Origin of the sequence: Comamonas guangdongensis (assembly GCF_041079535.1) — a bacterium.
In the GTDB taxonomy this organism is placed as follows: Bacteria; Pseudomonadota; Gammaproteobacteria; order Burkholderiales; family Burkholderiaceae_C; genus Comamonas; species Comamonas guangdongensis.
In genome coordinates this window covers 246143-263141 of the sequence record NZ_JBFYGN010000001.1, presented here as the reverse complement: position 1 = coordinate 263141, position 16999 = coordinate 246143, and the positions used below count along the sequence as shown (strand labels likewise).

The window sequence follows — 16999 nt, the reverse complement described above, 5'->3', positions numbered from 1 at the left end:
CGGGATCAGGCAAAGCTGTCGTCGTCGAAATAATCGCCGCCGCCGTCGAAGCCGTCACTGCCCGCGTCGAGCACATGATCAACCCCGGCGTCGCGGGCCAGTTGGTTGGTGTTACCGCTGTCGCCGTAAAAATTCTGGGTGATGTTCTCCTGCACCTCGGGCTGGCGGCCGCCGAACAAGCTGTTGCCGCCGCCATGGTGGTTGCCCATCAGGTTTTCTAGCCCGTTGAAGAGAAACATGCCGCCGGCGACGCCTGCCGCGGCTGCTGCGGCATTGCCCAGAAAGCTGCTGCCTGCCGCAGCGGCGGGCTGCGCATAAGCCTGCGGCGCCGCGGCACGGGGCGCTGCGCCGGCACCGAACCAGCGCTCGCGCCAGTTGGGCTCCTGCTGCGGCGCGGCGGGTGCGTAGCCGCCGTCATCGACGGGGCGCTCCGGCGCGCGGCCGAACTGCGTGCCCAGCCCGCCCGACAGAAAGCTGCCGGCGCCGGCCTGCCCCTGGCTTTGCTGGACCTGTTGCTGCAGCTGGCCGATCTGCTGCTGCGCCTGCTGCAAAGCCTGCTCCAGCAGCAGCGTGCGCTGGGCCAGCCAGTACGCGGCATCGGGCACCGCAGCCAGCCCCTGACGGACCACGGCCTCGGCCTGGCCATCCTTGGCCTGCCCCTGGGTCTGACCCAGGCGCTGAAACAGCTCTTGCAGCAATTGTTGCTCTTGAGGAGTCATGATGCTTTCCTTATATGCAGTCATCTGACAGCAGATATGCGGCCAGTATGCGTGCCTGCAAGACCGCGAATGTGAAGCCCAGGCAAGCACTATTTGCGATATGTAACAAAGCGGCTGCCGAGCACCGCCGGGCCGCCCATGGGACAATGCCAGCCATTGCGCCACAACCGTGGCTGCGTTCCATTGTTCGTACGGCCTGCGCCGTACCCACCAACTGCATACACACCATGGAAGTTACCCAACAATGCGTGGTCGCTCTGACCTGGACACTGAAAGACACTCTGGGCGAGGAGCTGGACGTGCTGGACGAGCCCGTGGAGTTTCTCGTCGGCGGCGATGACCTGCTCAAGCGCATCGAGGAAGCCCTGCAAGGCCATGTGGTCGGCGACAAGCTGGACCTGCATCTGGAGCCCGAAGAGGCTTTCGGCGACTACGACGAAAACCTGATCTTTCTGGAAAAGCGCGAACTCTTTCCCGAAGAGATCGAGGAAGGCATGACCTTCGAAGGCAGTGCCCTGCCTCAAGGCTGCAGCCCCGTGCCGCCCGAGCTGCTCTATACCGTCACCGAGATCTATCCCGAGCATGTGGTGCTGGACGGCAACCACCCCCTGGCCGGCATCGCGCTGCGCATCCACCTGCAGATCGAAGCGGTGCGCGAAGCCACCGAGGAAGAAGTGGGCCGCGGCAGCGCCGGCACGGGCTTTTTCCGCATCGAGCCCATGGCCCCGGGCAGCGACAGCCTGCACTGATCAAGGCGCAAAAGCAAAAGGGACTCTGACGAGTCCCTTTTTTCATGCGCCAAGCTGCTATCAGCGGTAGATCTGGTTGCCATCGACGCGCACGGTCTCGCCGATATTGAACTGTGGCGCGTTCTGGTAGTCGAAGCTGCGCACACTGCCATCCTGCAGTTGCACGGTCACGCGGTAAATGTCGCGCACGCTGCCGCCGCCCACGCTGTTCTGCACGGCATTGCCCGCCAGCGCACCGCCCACCACACCGGCAATCGTGGCCAGCGTGCGGCCATTGCCCTTGCCCACCTGATTGCCCAGCACGCCGCCGATCACACCGCCGGCAATGGCGCCGCCGGCGCCGATACCGCTGCCATCCTGCACGCGCACGGTCTCGATGTTGAGCACGCGCCCCTGCTGCACATAGTTGTACTGGCCGGACTGGCTGGGATAGTTGCCCACGGGATAGCTCGTGGTGGGGTAGCTGGTGCTGGGGTAGCTGGTGCTGGGATAACCGGCCTGCGCTGCGCCAGGAAAGCCCGAACCCGATTGGACGCTGCCATAGCCCGCCGGATAGCCGTTCTGATATGTTCCCTGGGGATAGGCCACGCAGGCGGTGAGTGCCGCAGCGACAGCTGCTGCGGTGGCCACACGGCCCAGACGTTGAATGGCTTGCATGGAGTTCTCCTGTTCAGATCAGATGCGAGACGCAATAGCTGGGATGATTGTGCGCGTCCGCAGACTTCAGTCACAGCTATAACGCGGCAGCCGCCATGCGGGTGGACGCGTTTCACACTTGCTAACAAAATGCAGATCTTTGTTGCTCTCGATTTCGATGCAGTCGACACCCGCCAGCACCAGGTCTTGAGACATAAGCGGCTCTGAATCCGCTCTGGACCAGCGCGGACCGCTACAAAAACAAAGCCCGGCAGAGCCGGGCCGTGCATGGACGCATCGTTTCGGCGTCCGCTTACTGCTTGCCCGTGGAGCCGTAGCCGCCCTCGCCGCGCTCGCTGGCATCGGCAAATTCGTCCACCAGATTGAAGCTGGCCTGGGCCACGGGCACGATGACCAGCTGCGCCAGACGGTCCATGGGCTGCAGCGTGAAGGCCGTAGACGAACGGTTCCAGGCGCTGACCATGAGCTGGCCCTGGTAGTCCGAGTCGATCAGGCCCACCAGATTGCCCAGCACGATGCCGTGCTTGTGGCCCATGCCGGAGCGCGGCAGGATCAGCGCCGCGTAGCCGGGGTCCTTGAGGTGCATGGCCATGCCGGTGGGAATCAGCTGCCACTGGCCGGGCTCCAGCGTCACGGGCGCCTCGATGCAGGCGCGCAGGTCCAGCCCCGCGCTGCCAGGCGTGGCGTAGGCGGGCATGTTTTCGCGCAGGCGCGCGTCCAGAATCTTGACATCAACGTTCATAAATACCTTTGCCGCAGGCCCATGTGGCGGGCCGGCGGAAGTCGCGACAGCCGCGAGGCGGCTGGCGGAGTGAAAAACAGGGCGCTATTGTGCCCGCTGTCATGCCCGCTGCCGGCCTGCCGAATCCCGGGCTAGCGGCCCTTGAGCCTGGAGAGCACGCCGCCGATCAGGGACATAAAGCCCATGACCGAGAGCACCGCCCCGAAGCCGGGCGCGAACCGGGAGGCCACGAAGCCACCCACGATCAGCACCAGCGACAGCGGCGATATCCAGGGCTGGCGCTTGGGTTCGGCCTTGGCTTTCTGGCTTTCGATCTCGCGCTCGACGGCTTTGAAGCGCTGCCTTGCCTCTTCCTTGCCCGCCACCTGGCCCGGGCTGGCCTGAGTGCGCGGCACGGGTCGGCCGGGCGCGGGCGCCTTGCTGCGCTCGGCCTGCTCGGCGATGTCCCGCACCTGCTGCAGCTTGGCGCGCAGCTGGCCCATGGGCGCTGCGGCCTGCTCGCCGGGCGTGGCCGCCGCCGATTCCAGCGCTCCAGCGAGGCTGCGTTGCGTGCGCCGGAAGTCGGGACTGGCGCGCAGCAACTGGTCCACATAGGCCACATAGTCGCCGTCGCGCGGACCTTCATAGCCGGAGGGGGTCATGATCGGGCTCCTTGGATCAGAGATGGCTCAGGGCCAGGCGCTGCGCAATTTCCTCGACCAGCTGGCGCGCCAGCACATCCTTGCTGGCATGGGGCAGCTCCTTGCTGCCGCCAGCGTCGATCAGCAGCAGGGCGTTGTCGTCCTTGCCAAAGGTGGCCGGACCGATATTGCCCACCAGCAGCGGCACGCCCTTGCGCAAGCGCTTGGCGCTGGCGTGCTTGAGCAGGTCATGGCTCTCGGCCGCGAAACCCACGCAGTACAACTTGCCGGACCTGGCCGGCTCGGAACTGGCCACGGCGGCCAGAATGTCGGGGTTCTCGACGAAAGCCATGGCCGGAACCTCGCCCGAGCCGTCTTTCTTGATCTTCTGATCGGCAAACTCCGCAGGTCGCCAGTCCGCCACCGCGGCCGTAGCGATGAAGATGCTGGCATCCGCCAGCCGGGACTGCACGGCCTCCTGCATCTGGCGCGCCGATTGCACATCAATGCGCGTCACGCCGCGCGGCGTGGCCAGGTGCACGGGGCCTGCCACCAGCGTCACCTCGGCGCCGGCCTCGCGCGCAGCGCGCGCAATCGCAAAGCCCATCTTGCCGCTGGAGAGATTGGTGATGCCGCGCACCGGATCAATGGCCTCGAAGGTCGGGCCGGCCGTGACCAGCAGATGCTGGCCCTGCAGGCGCTTGGCCGTGAAATGGGCGGCCAGCTCCTCCATGATTTCCTCGGGCTCCAGCATGCGGCCGTCGCCGGTCTCGCCGCAGGCCTGGCTGCCGTTGCCCACGCCCAGCACCTGGGCGCCATCGGCCTGCACCTGGGCCAGATTGCGCTGGGTCGCGGGGTGGGCCCACATCTCGCGGTTCATGGCCGGGGCCAGCAGCAGGGGCACACGCTCCAGCGGACGGGCCAGGCACAGCAGGCTCAGCAGCTCGTCGGAGCGGCCCTGAACCAGGCGTGCGATGAAGTCGGCGCTGCAGGGCGCGATCAGGATGGCGTCGGCATCGCGGCTCAGATTGATATGGGGCATGTTGTTGGGCTCGCGCACATCCCACTGGGAGGTGTAGACTGCGCGCCCAGAAAGAGCCTGCATGGTGACGGCCGTCATGAACTGCTCGGCGGCCTCGGTCATGACGACCTGCACGGTGGCGCCGGCCTGGACCAGCAAGCGGCACAGCATGGCCGATTTGTAACAAGCCACGCCCCCCGAGAGACCCAGCACCAGATGTTTGCCTGCGAACACGTCATTCATGTCGCTCAATTTAGCAGACCTGGGCCGCTTTGCAGGCTCCCAAGCATCCCTGTGCGCCACGCCGAAATCCGCGGCGCACCTATAATTCTGTTTTACGTGCGACACGTGTCGTGCTCTGCGGCCTCGTGCCATCTTTCAAATGAGCGATAAGCCTTCGAGGTCTAAGCTCCATTGCTACTAAATAAGTAGCAATCACAATCTGCAGCCGAATGGCTCAATTCGGCTGCAAGCCCCTCCCCACAAGGGAAGGGCAAGCATTTGCACATCCTTTCGAGGATTTGCGCGCCGTTTTGGCCCGTTTTCGCCACAGAAATGTGGTGAGGATGAGACATGTCTGAAATTCTTCGGAAAGAAAGACGATGTGGCTGAGATTGGAAGAGCGCAAAGCTCTGATCTGCCTTGTCATGACTCTCAGCAATGAAAGGACATGACCTTGTGTGCGACCACAAGTAGCCTACGGTGACATGCAAACCCAGTAATGGGTCTGTGTGAAGCTCACCTGACAAAGTACCCCCGCGTTAGCGGCAGACATCATTCGTGAGAATGAATCTGGAGACTGCCAGCAGAAAGGCGGTTGAGGGGCCAGGCTAGTTCCGCAAGGGCAACATACGTGAATCATCGACTGAACCTGGGTAAGGATTGAATGGCCTAATCTGCTGATAGGCCATAACCAAAAGGTACGCTGTCGGAAATCCCTGTGTAAATTAGGGTTTCGTCGTCATCAGTACAGCTCCAGGAGAGATGAGTCCTAAACGGATAGACAGGAAACGGCGCAGGCCGCCAATGTCGGTAGGTCAGGGAACGTGGTAAGCCCCACTATCCGCCAGCACGCGCAAGCGTGAGGGCAGGGAAGCCGTAAGGCAACCTGTTGGATAAGGGGGTATGGGATGGTGGAAAAAGCGAATGGCTGCCTGTAATGGGTGGCATAAGGCATTTGTCCTAACGCGAAAGCGTGCCCACTTCCACTTGGTGCAACCGTCGCTCGCGACTGTTGGTGTTCATTTCATAGCCCCAAAGGGACGCATTGCCTCCCTTTGGGGAAGTCATGCGTCCTCCGAAGGGTCAAACCTGAAAGAGGAAAGCATGAGAGAAACAACTGTCTCCAGTAGTTCTGCGTCCTCACGCGAACCGCAAGACTGGCACGCCATTGATTGGCACCGGGTCGAGCAGTTCGTGAGAACGACGCAGCAACGCATAGCGAAGGCTACGCTGGAGAAAGATTGGCGCAGGGTGAAAGCCTTGCAACGGTCTTTAATCCACTCGTTTTCCGCCAGAGCTCTGGCGGTAAGACGAGTTACCGAAAACTAAGGCAAGCGAACGGCAGGAGTCGACCGCCAGCTTTGGGATTCTCCTGCCCTGAAACGGGCGGCGATTGGTCGGTTAAGGCAGCAACGGGAATACAGGCCTAAGCCTCTGAGGCGGGTCTACATTCCTAAAGCCAACGGGAAGGAGCGCCCTCTGGGCATTCCAACCATGTTGGATCGGGCCATGCAGGCTTTACACCTGCTCGGACTGGAACCCGTGGCAGAAACCACGAGCGATCCGAATAGCTACGGCTTTAGGAGAAATCGCTCGACGGCAGATGCCATGGCCCAGATATATGTAGCCACCTCCCAGAAGTCTGCGGCTTCTTGGGTACTGGAAGCAGATATCCGAGGTTGCTTTGACCATATCAACCATGAATGGCTGGTGCGTCACGTTCCTACGAACAAGACAATCTTGCGCAAATGGTTGAAAGCCGGGGTGGTCCACAAAGGCCGCCTCTCGCCAACCGACGAAGGGACGCCGCAAGGCGGCATCGTCTCGCCAACCTTGGCGAACATGTGTTTGAACGGGCTGGAAACCGACCTGAAAGCGCACTTAGTTGCGAAATACAGGAAGACAAAAGCCAAGGGACTCAAAGTCCATGTGATCCGGTACGCCGACGATTTCGTAATCACTGGCAACTCGCGAGAGTTGTTGGAAACCGAAATCAGGCCGTGGGTAGAAGCATTCCTCGCACAACGAGGGTTGCAACTGTCACCGGAAAAGACCAAGGTCGTTCACATAGACGAGGGTTTCGATTTTCTGGGGTGGAACTTCCGCAAGTACAAAGGGAAGTTGCTCATCAAGCCGAGCAAGAAGAACGTGCAAGCGTTCTATCGCAAGGTCAGTGAAATCGTGAAAACACACTTATCGACGAAGCAGGAGGATCTCATAGCCAAACTGAACCCAATCCTTCGGGGATGGGCGAGGTACCACCAGCCGGTGGTGGCGAAGGAAACCTTCAGTCGGATCGACAACCTGATCTACTGGCGCCTAGTGCGTTGGACGAGACGGCGTCATCCGAATAAGTCCCGGCCCTGGTGCGAACGCCGTTACTGGCAACGCATCAAGGATCGGGAGGAGTTCGCTGCAACTGTGAAAACGGAAAACGGCCCGATCACGACAAGACTGTTGAAGCTCGCGGATACAGCTATCGTGAGACACGAAAAGATCAAGGGGGAATACAACCCCTTTGATCCGAAGTTCGAGGTGTACGGAGAAGAGTTGCGGATGAAACGCATGTCCAAAAACATGTCGTATCAATACGAAACCTCGATGCTGTACATCAGCCAGAACGGGCGTTGCGCACTGTGTGCGGAGCCGTTGGAAGAAGGGGAACGCTGGCACGACCACCACATTGTTTACAAGGTGATGGGCGGGTCGGACAACCTCTCCAACCGGGTGCTTCTACACCCGGTCTGTCACAGACGACTGCATGCTCTTGGTTTGCAGGTAGCGAAACCGGCCTCTTAAAGGCTTCGCGTCCACATAGGGAAAGCCTGAGGAATTAGAATCCTCGATTCACAACTATATGGACGGTGTTGTGCTTGAGCCGGATGCGATGAAAGTCGCAAGTCCGGTTCTTAGGGGGGGATGGTTCAGCAATGAACTGTCCCTACCCTCCCACCACCAAAAAAAGACATGACCAAGTTCGTCTTCGTCACCGGCGGTGTGGTGTCTTCCCTGGGCAAGGGAATCGCCTCAGCCTCCCTTGCAGCGATTCTGGAATCGCGCGGTCTCAAAGTCACCCTCATCAAGCTCGATCCCTATATCAATGTGGACCCGGGCACCATGTCGCCCTTCCAGCACGGCGAAGTGTTCGTGACCGACGACGGAGCCGAGACCGACCTGGATCTGGGCCACTACGAGCGTTTCATCGAAACGCGCATGCGCCAGAGCAACAATTTCACCACGGGCCGCATCTACCAGTCCGTGCTGGAAAAAGAACGTCGCGGCGACTACCTGGGCAAGACCGTGCAGGTCATCCCCCATGTCACCAACGAGATTCAGGAATACGTCAAGCGCGGCGCCGGCATCGGCACCGAGCATGAAGTGGACGTGGCCATCTGCGAGGTCGGCGGCACCGTGGGCGATATCGAGTCCCTGCCCTTCCTCGAAGCCGCGCGCCAGCTGGCGCTCAAGCTCGGCCCCAACAATTCGGCCTTTGTGCACCTGACCTACCTGCCGTTCATCGAGACGGCCGGCGAGCTCAAGACCAAGCCCACCCAGCACACGGTGCAGAAGCTGCGCGAAATCGGCATCCAGCCCGATGCCCTGCTGTGCCGCGCCAAGCACCAGGTGCCCGAAGAAGAGAAGGCCAAGATCTCGCTGTTCACCAACGTGCCCGAGTGGGGCGTGATCTCCATGTGGGACGTGGACACCATCTACAAGGTGCCGCGCATGCTGCACGAGCAGGGCCTGGACGGTCTGATCTGCGACAAGCTGCGCCTGAACACCCCGCCCACCAACCTCAAGCGCTGGGACGATCTGGTCTATGAGACCGAGCATCCGCAAGGCGAGGTCAAGATCGCCATGGTGGGCAAGTATGTGGAGCTGTCCGACGCCTACAAGTCGGTCAACGAAGCGCTCAAGCACGCCGGCATGCGCAACCATGTGCGCGTGAAGATCACCCACGTGGATTCGGAAACCATCCACGACAGCGACGCCTCCAAGCTGCTCAAGGACTACGACGGCATTCTGGTCCCCGGCGGCTTCGGCTCGCGCGGCGTGGAAGGCAAGATCTCGACCGCCAAATTTGCGCGCGAGAGCAAGGTGCCCTACCTGGGCATCTGCCTGGGCATGCAGGTGGCCACCATCGAATATGCCCGCCATGTGGCCGGCCTAGCAGGCGCCAACTCCACCGAGTTCGATCCCCAGACGCCCAACCCCGTGATCGCGCTGATCACCGAGTGGAAGGATGCTGACGGCACGATCAAGACCCGTGACGAAAACTCCGACCTCGGCGGCACCATGCGCCTGGGCGCCCAGTCCTCGGACGTGCAGCCCGGCACCCTGGCCCACAGCATCTACGGCGACGTGGTGACCGAGCGTCACCGCCACCGCTATGAGGCCAACACCCAGTATCTGGACCAGCTGCGCGAAGCCGGCCTGGTGATCTCGGCGCTGACCCAGCGCGAGCACCTGACCGAAATCGTGGAGCTGCCCGCCAAGGTTCACCCCTGGTTCATCGGCGTGCAATTCCACCCCGAGTTCAAGTCCACGCCCTGGGACGGCCACCCGCTGTTCAACGCCTTCATCAAGGCGGCCATAGAACAAAAGCAAGCGGCCAAGAAGGCCTGACAAGCCGCACGGCTTGAACCCTGAGGGCCCGCCCTCAGGTAGGCCCAGGTACTGATTTCGACAAGGAACCCACCATGAAACTCTGCGGCTTTGACATCGGCCTCGACCAACGCTTCTTCCTGATCGCCGGCCCTTGCGTGGTCGAGTCCGAGCAGCTGCAGATGGACGTGGCCGGGCAACTCAAGGAAATCACGGCCAGCCTGGGCATCAACTTCATCTTCAAGAGCAGCTTCGACAAGGCCAACCGTTCCTCGGGCACCAGCTTTCGCGGCCCGGGCATGGAAAAAGGCCTGGAGATCCTGGCCAAGGTGAAGAAGGAATTGAACGTGCCCATCCTCACCGATGTGCACACCGAGGCCGAAGTGCCTTATGTGGCCTCCATCGTGGACGTGCTGCAGACTCCGGCCTTTCTGTGCCGCCAGACCGACTTCATCCGCGCCTGCGCCCAGTCGGGCAAGCCGGTGAACATCAAGAAGGGCCAGTTCCTGGCTCCTCACGACATGAAGAACGTCATCGACAAGGCCCGCGCTGCCGCCAAGGAAGCCGGCCTGCCCGAAGACAGCTTCATGGCCTGCGAGCGCGGCGCCAGCTTCGGTTACAACAATCTGGTCAGCGACATGCGCTCGCTGGCCATCATGCGCGAGACCGGCGCCCCCGTGGTGTTCGACGCCACGCACAGCGTGCAGCTGCCCGGCGGCAACGGCACCTCGAGCGGCGGCATGCGCGAGATGGTGCCCGTGCTGTCGCGCGCGGCCGTGAGCGTGGGCGTGGCAGGCCTATTCATGGAAACCCACCCCGATCCCTGCAACGCCCTGTCCGACGGCCCCAATGCCGTGCCGCTCAAGCATATGAAGGCGCTGCTCGAGACCCTGGTGGCGCTGGACGGCATCACCAAGAAGAACGGTTTCCTCGAAAACAACTTCGGAGCCTGAACATGGCCAGCGGCTACATCATTGCCCATGTGAATGTCACCAAGCCCGAGCAGTACGCCGAGTACCGCAAGTGGAGCACCGAGGCCATGCAGGTGCATGGCGCCGAGGTCTGCGTGCGCGGCGGCCAGGTCGCCGCGCTCGAAGGCGACTGGGCTCCGGAGCGCGTGGTGGTGCTGAAGTTTCCCAGCTTCGAAGCTGCCAAGGCCTTCCACGACTCGCCCGAATACCGCAAGGCGCGCCAAGCCCGCGAGGGCGCGGCCATCATGCGCATGATCGCGGTCGAAGGCGTCTGAACGAATGAGATTCCAGGGCATGACAGACACGACAAACCGTGGCGTCATGCCTTTTTTGCGTCCGGAGCCTGTAACCGCTGTTTCGCAAAATATGAAACTCGATTACAGCATCACGTCAAGGCTAAAGCAGCCTGTCAAATTTGTGCACAATAGCCGCCACGGCCTCTTTCATACTGACCGCGTGCATGGCGCGCGCAGCAGGCGGAAGGCAACCGACTTCACCAGTTTTAATAGCAGCTTGCGTTTGATGCACAAGCGCTTGGGCGTGATTTCATGAAAGAAATCAGCCTGCACGTACCGATTTCAGAAACCTCAAAGGAAATGCAATGAGTGCCATTGTTGACATCGTAGGCCGCGAAGTGCTGGACAGCCGCGGCAACCCCACCGTCGAATGCGACGTGCTGCTGGAGTCGGGCGTGATGGGCCGCGCCGCCGTGCCCTCGGGTGCCTCGACCGGTTCGCGCGAAGCCATCGAGCTGCGCGACGGCGACAAGAGCCGTTACCTGGGCAAGGGCGTGCTCAAGGCCGTTGAGCACATCAACACCGAAATCTCCGAAGCCGTGCTGGGCCTGGATGCTTCCGAGCAGGCTTTCCTGGACAAGACCCTGATCGACCTCGACGGCACCGACAACAAGAGCCGCCTGGGCGCCAACGCCATGCTGGCCGTGTCCATGGCCGTGGCCCGCGCCGCTGCCGAAGAAGCCGGCCTGCCCCTGTACCGCTACTTCGGCGGCATGGGCGGCGTGCAACTGCCCGTGCCCATGATGAACGTGATCAACGGCGGCGCCCACGCGAACAACACGCTGGACCTGCAAGAGTTCATGATCATCCCCGTGGGCGCACCGAGCTTCCGCGAAGCCGTGCGCTGGGGTGCCGAGGTGTTCCACGCGCTGAAGGCCATCATCCACCACAAGGGCATGTCCACCGCCGTGGGCGACGAAGGCGGTTTCGCGCCTTCCGTGGAAAACCACGAAGCCGCGATTCAGCTGATCATCGAAGCCATCGAAAAGGCCGGCTACAAGCCCGGCGAGCAGATCGCCCTGGCCCTGGACTGCGCCGCTTCCGAGTTCTACAAGGACGGCATGTACGTGCTGGAAGGCGAAGGCAATATGACTCTGACGGCCGCCCAGTGGACCGATATGCTGGCCGGCTGGTGCGACAAGTACCCCATCATCTCCATCGAAGACGGCATGGCCGAAGGCGACTGGGATGGCTGGAAGGTGCTGACCGAGCGTCTGGCTTCCAAGGTGCAGCTGGTGGGTGACGACCTGTTCGTGACCAACACCAAGATCCTCAAGGAAGGCATCGAGAAGCGCATCGCCAACTCCATCCTGATCAAGATCAACCAGATCGGCACCCTGACCGAGACCTTCGCCGCCATCGAGATGGCCAAGCGCGCCGGCTACACCGCCGTGATCTCGCACCGTTCGGGCGAAACCGAAGACTCGACCATCGCCGACATCGCCGTGGGCCTGAACGCGGGTCAGATCAAGACCGGCTCCATGAGCCGTTCCGACCGTATCGCCAAGTACAACCAGCTGCTGCGCATCGAGGAAGACCTGGGCGACGTGGCCGAGTACCCCGGCCGCGCAGCCTTCTACAACCTGCGCTAAAGTGCGGGACTGAAGCAGGCGCTCGCAAGCCGGTCGGCGGCGCGGAGCGCCTGTTTTGTTTTCATCAGGCTTTCTATGGTCAATCGCGTCGTCTGTGTCGTCTTGCTTGCCTTGCTGGCAGCCATCCATGCCCAACTCTGGCTGGGCCATGGCAGCATGGCCTATGTCCAGGAACTGCAGCAGCAGATCAAGGATCAGTATGCGGCCAATGCCCTGGAAAAGTCCGAGAACGACAGACTGGAGTCCGAGGTCAACGATCTGAAGGACGGCCTGTCGACCGTGGAAGAAAAAGCCCGCTACGAGCTGGGCATGGTCAAAGCCAATGAGATCTTCATCCAAGTCTCGAAGCGTTAAGCCTCTGCACCAGCGATTCCAAAGCCAGCCTTGCGCTGGCTTTGCCGTTCCAGGAGCTACCGCATGACGACCGGGCAGCTTCCTTGCGTGGTTCTGCTGGGCGCGCCGCATGCGCTGGCGCGGGGCATGGCCCATGCGCTGCTGCAGGCCCAGCAGCAGGCCGCAGGCAGGGATAGACAGCCGGCCTGGCAATGCCTGGCGCCGCAGCCGGCCGAGTCCTGGCCATGCGACGCCCTCGTCTATGTGCTGGGGCAGGACTGGCGCGAGGCCGACCCCGATCCGGGCGTGGCCCGGCAGATCGGCCTCTGGCGCGCGCAGCTGGGTGCGGCCGGCCAGGCCTATGTGATGCTTTACGGCAAGCCTGCCGCACAATGGCAGCAGCTCGCGGAATCCCTCAAATCCATAGCACCTAGCGCTGACTGGGACTGGATTTCAGCGCAAAACCCCTGGAAACCCAGCGCCCGTATGCGGCGCCAGAGCTGCGAGCAGTGCGGCGATCCGGCTTGCGAACAGGCGCTGTTCGAGGCGCTGCGGCGCAGCGCCCAGGCCTGATCACTGCACCAGGCTGGAGCTTGGCGGCTGCTTTTCCACCTTGGTGAACAGGCGCGCGGCGTCTATGGCGTCGAAGTCATACTGCTGGCCGCAGAAGTCGCAGCCCACCTCTATCCTGCCGCGCTCGGCAATGATGGAGTCCACCTCTTCCTCACCCAGCGAGGTCAGCATGGCCGAGACGCGCTCACAGCTGCAGGTGCAGGCAAAGCGCGGGGCCTGCTCGTCGGCCTGGGGTGCAAAGCGCAGCAGCTTCTCCTCCCAGAACAGGCGGCGCAGAATGGTTTCCACATCCAGCGTCAGCAACTCGTCCTGGGTCAGGCTGGCGGCCAGCGTGGCGATGCGGTTGTATTCCTCGTTCAGGCCCAGAGCATCCTGCTCGGTCGCGCCGCTTTCCGTGGCGGCGGCCAGATTGGCCTCGCCCTTCACGGGCATGCGCTGCACCATCAGGCCCGCGGCGATCTGGTCGTTGGCGGCCAGCACCATCACGGTGTCCAGCTGCTCGGACTGCAGCATGTAGAACTGCAAGGCATCCGAGAGGCGCTCAAAACGGCCGCCATTGACATCATTGAGCGAGACCACGCCCTGATAGGGCTGCTGGCCGGGCTTGCGATCCTTGGGGTCCAGCGTGACAGCGCAGCGGCCCGCGCCACGCACATTGACCAGCGATGCCAGCGGCGCCAGCTGCCCCTGCAGGGGCAGATCGGCATCGCCGACCAGCGAAGCCGTCGTGCGCAGGCGCAGATCGGACTGGACCTCGGTCACGGCCAGTTTGACCGGACCGTCACCCATGACCTGGAACACCAGCGCGCCGTTGAACTTGATGTTGGACTGCATGAGCACGCCGGCGGCCGTCATCTCGCCCAGCAGGGCGCTCACGGCTTGCGGATAGGCTCCGGTTTCGTTGTTGCCCTCCCGGCGCTGCAGGATTTCCTGCCAGGCGTCGGTCAGACGGACGATGGCGCCACGCACGGGCAGGCCGTCAAAAATGAATTTATGCAGTTCAGACACGCTAAGGTTCCGGTAAAAGGCCGGGCGTTCAGCCCAGCTTGCGCAAGCCGCTTTTGAAGCGGCGAGCATTTTCAACATAGTTTTTGGCGCTCCGGTGCAGACTTTCGATCTGCTCGGGCGAAAGCTGGCGCACCACCTTGGCGGGACTGCCCAGAATCATGGAGCCGTCGGGAAACTCCTTGCCTTCCGTCACCAGCGACCCCGCGCCTACCAGGCAGTTCTTGCCAATCCTCGCACCATTGAGCACCACCGCACCAATCCCGATCAGCGAGCCATCGCCTATGGTGCAGCCATGGAGCATTACTTGGTGGCCAACCGTCACATTGCAACCCACGACCAGCGGTTTGCCGAAATCGGCATGCAGCACGCTGGCATCCTGGATGTTGGAGCCCGCGCCTATGCTGATGTTCTCGGTGTCGCCGCGGATCACCGTGCCGAACCAGACGCTGGCATCGCGCTCCAGCCTGACGCGGCCCATGATCTCGGCACTGCCCGCCACCCAGGCGGACTCGTCGATATCGGGCGCCACACCATCCAGTTCGTAAATAGCCATGTGTTTTGTCTCCGTAGTTTGCTGTTTATCGTGAGAACCTAGAATTGTAGGGATGGAGTTACGTCACCGCGCACTAGAGGTCTTGTGCTTTTCCGATCCCGAGCAGAAAGCCGCTGCGACCATTGATCTGCATGCGCAACATGCTCTCTATCCAATAGCGGACCAGTCTCCGGTGCTGACGCTGCCCGAATCCGAGCTGCCGGGCCGCCCGGCCAGGCCCGAACTCAAGCACCATACGGCGGTGGCGCGCCGCTCCCCCGCCACGCCCGAAGGCCGGGCCGTGCTGATCCATGCCATCGCGCATATCGAATTCAACGCCATCAACCTGGCGCTGGACGCCATCTGGCGTTTTGACGGCATGCCCGAGAAGTACTACCACGACTGGCTGCAGGTGGCGGCCGAGGAGGCCAAGCACTTCCGCCTGCTGCGCGACCATCTGCGCGAGCACCATGGCCGCGACTATGGCGACTATCCGGCGCACCAAGGCCTGTGGACCATGTGCGAGAAAACCGCGGGCGACATCGTGGCGCGCATGGCCCTGGTGCCCAGAACGCTGGAAGCGCGCGGCCTGGACGCCACGCCGCAAATCCAGAGCAAGCTGCGCAACACGGGCGCGCCCGACGCACTGGCCGCCGTGGCGATTCTGGACATCATCCTGCGCGAAGAGGTGGGCCATGTGGCCATAGGCAATCACTGGTACCGCTGGCTGTGCGAGAAGCACGGGCTGGACCCCGAGCCGCTCTACCTGGAGCTGACCGCCCGCTACGAAGCGCCGCGCCTGCGCCCGCCGTTCAACGAGCACGCGCGCCGCGCCGCGGGTTTCACGGCCGCCGAAATCGCCTGGCTGCAGCAGATCTGAGCGCCCATAATGCAGCCTGCCGGCAGCTCGGCGGCCGGCCCCGCCCCTTGACCCGCATCAAGACCGGATTCAAGCGCCAGGCTGCGACCCCGGCGTCCGCCCAGGGAAGCCGTGAGAGGCGGAATCTGACACTATGATTGGCCGGCGCTTGCTTTTTTACAATAACAAGCAGAAAACTTCATTTTTTACAACCAGGCTTCTCGCAACCAATGAGTGACCACCCCCTACAGGACACGGCCTTCGCCTCGTCGCGCAACCTGTCCAAAGGCATGATTGCGCGGCAGCCCATAGTCAACGATCTGCAGCAGATCGTCGGCTATGAGCTGTTCAACCGTTCGCGCTCGCCTTATGGTCACACCATGGCTTCCGACGCCACGCTGGTGTTCGCGGCCCTTACCCATGCGGGCGAAGAAGATCTGGTGGGCACCAAGCTCATGTTCGTGAACTGCACGCATGAGGGCCTGACGGGCGAGCATCTGGAGCTGCTGCCCGCCGACAAGGTGGTGCTCGAGATTCCGCCCCTGGGCCATGCGGCCCAGCGCGAGGTTGCCGCGCGCCTGCCCACGCTGCAGGCGCTCAAGGCCCAGGGCTTTCATCTGGCCTTCAACCACACGGTGCTGGAATCGGTCTATGCGGCCTGGCTGCCGCTGGCCGACTACATCAAGATCGATCTTTCCGTGCTGGCGCCGGGCCAGCTGACCGTGCTGGTCAATTTTGCCAACCGCCACACCCATGCCGAGCTGATTGCCGAAAAAGTCGAAAGCGCCCAGCAGCACGAACTGGCCCAGCGCCTGGGCATAGGGCTGTTCCAGGGCTTCTGGTTTGCCCGGCCCACGGTCATGCAGACGCGCCTGCTCACGCCCACGCAGCAAAGCATCATCCAGTTGCTGACCCTGGTGCGCCAGCAGGCCAGCACCGACGCCATCGAGGAGGTGCTGAAGAAGGACGCGGCCCTGGCCTTCAATCTGCTGCGCCTGATCAACTCCGCCAGCTTTGGCGCCCACCGCGAAATCACCTCCTTCAAGCAGGCCGTGATGATGCTGGGCCTGAACAAGCTGTTCCGCTGGGCGGCCATGCTGCTGACGGCCTCGCGCGATGGCGGGCCGCCGCCGGCCGTGGGCCAGACCGCCGTCATCCGCGGCCGCCTGATGGAGCTGCTGGCCAAGCATTCGCTGACCGAAACCGACGCCGATCTGGCCTTTATCTGCGGCATGTTCTCCATGCTGGACCGCATGCTGGGCATGCCCCTGCCCGCGGCGCTGGCGCTGATTCCGGTGTCCGAAGCCGTCTCCGGCGCCGTGCTGCGCCACGAAGGCATTCTGGGCGAGCTGCTGATGCTGGCCCAGGCCTGCGAGAGCCACGACCACGACCAGTTCGACCGCAGCGCCTTCAGCCTGCGCCTGGACCACCAGCAGATCAACAACGCCCATCTGCAGGCCCTGAACTGGACCGATTGCCTGTCCGACGTAGAGTCCTGAG

Annotated in this window: 17 protein-coding genes and 1 pseudogene; 11 read left to right on the top strand and 7 right to left on the bottom strand. The window is 62.6% G+C overall.

Annotation, left to right across the window (positions count from 1 at the left end):
- Positions 1-5: 5 nt before the first annotated feature.
- Complete coding sequence (locus AB6724_RS01190; protein WP_369336671.1) at positions 6-719, bottom strand: DUF2076 family protein; 714 nt, start codon at positions 717-719, stop codon at positions 6-8.
- Positions 720-946: 227 nt separating this feature from the next.
- Here AB6724_RS01190 and AB6724_RS01185 point away from each other — a divergent pair, with 227 nt between their 5' ends.
- Complete coding sequence (locus AB6724_RS01185; RefSeq protein WP_369336670.1) at positions 947-1468, top strand: FKBP-type peptidyl-prolyl cis-trans isomerase; 522 nt, start codon at positions 947-949, stop codon at positions 1466-1468.
- 60 nt (positions 1469-1528) lie between these two features.
- Here the strand turns inward: AB6724_RS01185 and AB6724_RS01180 are convergent, their stop codons facing one another.
- From AB6724_RS01180 to coaBC, 4 genes are all read right to left on the bottom strand, one after another.
- Positions 1529-2125, bottom strand: coding sequence for an outer membrane lipoprotein (locus AB6724_RS01180; protein ID WP_369336669.1), 597 nt, complete (start codon positions 2123-2125; stop codon positions 1529-1531).
- Positions 2126-2417: 292 nt separating this feature from the next.
- Positions 2418-2867, bottom strand: a complete 450-nt coding sequence (gene dut / locus AB6724_RS01175) for a dUTP diphosphatase (RefSeq protein ID WP_369336668.1) — start codon at positions 2865-2867, stop codon at positions 2418-2420.
- Positions 2868-2998: 131 nt separating this feature from the next.
- A complete protein-coding gene (locus AB6724_RS01170; protein WP_369336667.1) occupies positions 2999-3508 on the bottom strand; it encodes a hypothetical protein in 510 nt (169 codons plus the stop codon).
- A 16-nt stretch (positions 3509-3524) separates the two neighbouring features.
- On the bottom strand, positions 3525-4751 hold the full coding sequence (gene coaBC, locus AB6724_RS01165) for a bifunctional phosphopantothenoylcysteine decarboxylase/phosphopantothenate--cysteine ligase CoaBC (protein ID WP_369336666.1): 1227 nt from the start codon (positions 4749-4751) through the stop codon (positions 3525-3527).
- A gap of 1083 nt (positions 4752-5834) precedes the next feature.
- Between coaBC and ltrA the strand changes: the two are divergent.
- From ltrA to AB6724_RS01125, 8 genes and pseudogenes are all read left to right on the top strand, one after another.
- Positions 5835-7529 (top strand): annotated as a pseudogene (ltrA, locus tag AB6724_RS01160) (group II intron reverse transcriptase/maturase).
- 168 nt (positions 7530-7697) lie between these two features.
- Entirely contained in the window at positions 7698-9356 is a 1659-nt protein-coding gene (gene pyrG, locus AB6724_RS01155; protein ID WP_369336665.1) for a CTP synthase, read from the top strand.
- Between the two features lie 74 nt (positions 9357-9430).
- Positions 9431-10288 (top strand): 3-deoxy-8-phosphooctulonate synthase, encoded by an 858-nt coding sequence (gene kdsA / locus AB6724_RS01150; protein ID WP_369336664.1) that lies wholly within the window; start codon positions 9431-9433, stop codon positions 10286-10288.
- Positions 10289-10290: 2 nt separating this feature from the next.
- Positions 10291-10581 carry a DUF1330 domain-containing protein gene (locus tag AB6724_RS01145; protein WP_369336663.1) on the top strand — a complete coding sequence of 97 codons (291 nt, stop codon included), beginning with the start codon at positions 10291-10293 and terminating at the stop codon, positions 10579-10581.
- Positions 10582-10600: 19 nt separating this feature from the next.
- The gene (locus AB6724_RS01140) at positions 10601-10858 is read left to right on the top strand and encodes a hypothetical protein (protein ID WP_369336662.1); all 258 of its coding nucleotides are present in this window, start codon (positions 10601-10603) and stop codon (positions 10856-10858) included.
- A 49-nt stretch (positions 10859-10907) separates the two neighbouring features.
- Positions 10908-12194: a phosphopyruvate hydratase gene (eno, locus tag AB6724_RS01135; RefSeq protein ID WP_369336661.1), complete on the top strand. Its 1287-nt coding sequence runs from the start codon at positions 10908-10910 to the stop codon at positions 12192-12194.
- A gap of 75 nt (positions 12195-12269) precedes the next feature.
- A complete protein-coding gene (locus AB6724_RS01130; RefSeq protein WP_369336660.1) occupies positions 12270-12548 on the top strand; it encodes a septum formation initiator family protein in 279 nt (92 codons plus the stop codon).
- 63 nt (positions 12549-12611) lie between these two features.
- Positions 12612-13100 (top strand): hypothetical protein, encoded by a 489-nt coding sequence (locus tag AB6724_RS01125; RefSeq protein WP_369336659.1) that lies wholly within the window; start codon positions 12612-12614, stop codon positions 13098-13100.
- Here AB6724_RS01125 and hslO read toward each other — a convergent pair whose 3' ends face one another.
- Entirely contained in the window at positions 13101-14108 is a 1008-nt protein-coding gene (hslO, locus tag AB6724_RS01120; protein ID WP_369336658.1) for an Hsp33 family molecular chaperone HslO, read from the bottom strand.
- Positions 14109-14136: 28 nt separating this feature from the next.
- A complete protein-coding gene (locus AB6724_RS01115) occupies positions 14137-14661 on the bottom strand; it encodes a gamma carbonic anhydrase family protein (RefSeq protein WP_369336657.1) in 525 nt (174 codons plus the stop codon).
- Between the two features lie 52 nt (positions 14662-14713).
- Between AB6724_RS01115 and AB6724_RS01110 the strand changes: the two genes are divergently transcribed.
- A complete protein-coding gene (locus AB6724_RS01110; RefSeq protein ID WP_369336656.1) occupies positions 14714-15520 on the top strand; it encodes a ferritin-like domain-containing protein in 807 nt (268 codons plus the stop codon).
- 209 nt (positions 15521-15729) lie between these two features.
- Positions 15730-16998, top strand: coding sequence for an EAL and HDOD domain-containing protein (locus AB6724_RS01105; RefSeq protein WP_369336655.1), 1269 nt, complete (start codon positions 15730-15732; stop codon positions 16996-16998).
- The last annotated feature ends 1 nt before the right edge of the window (position 16999 follow it).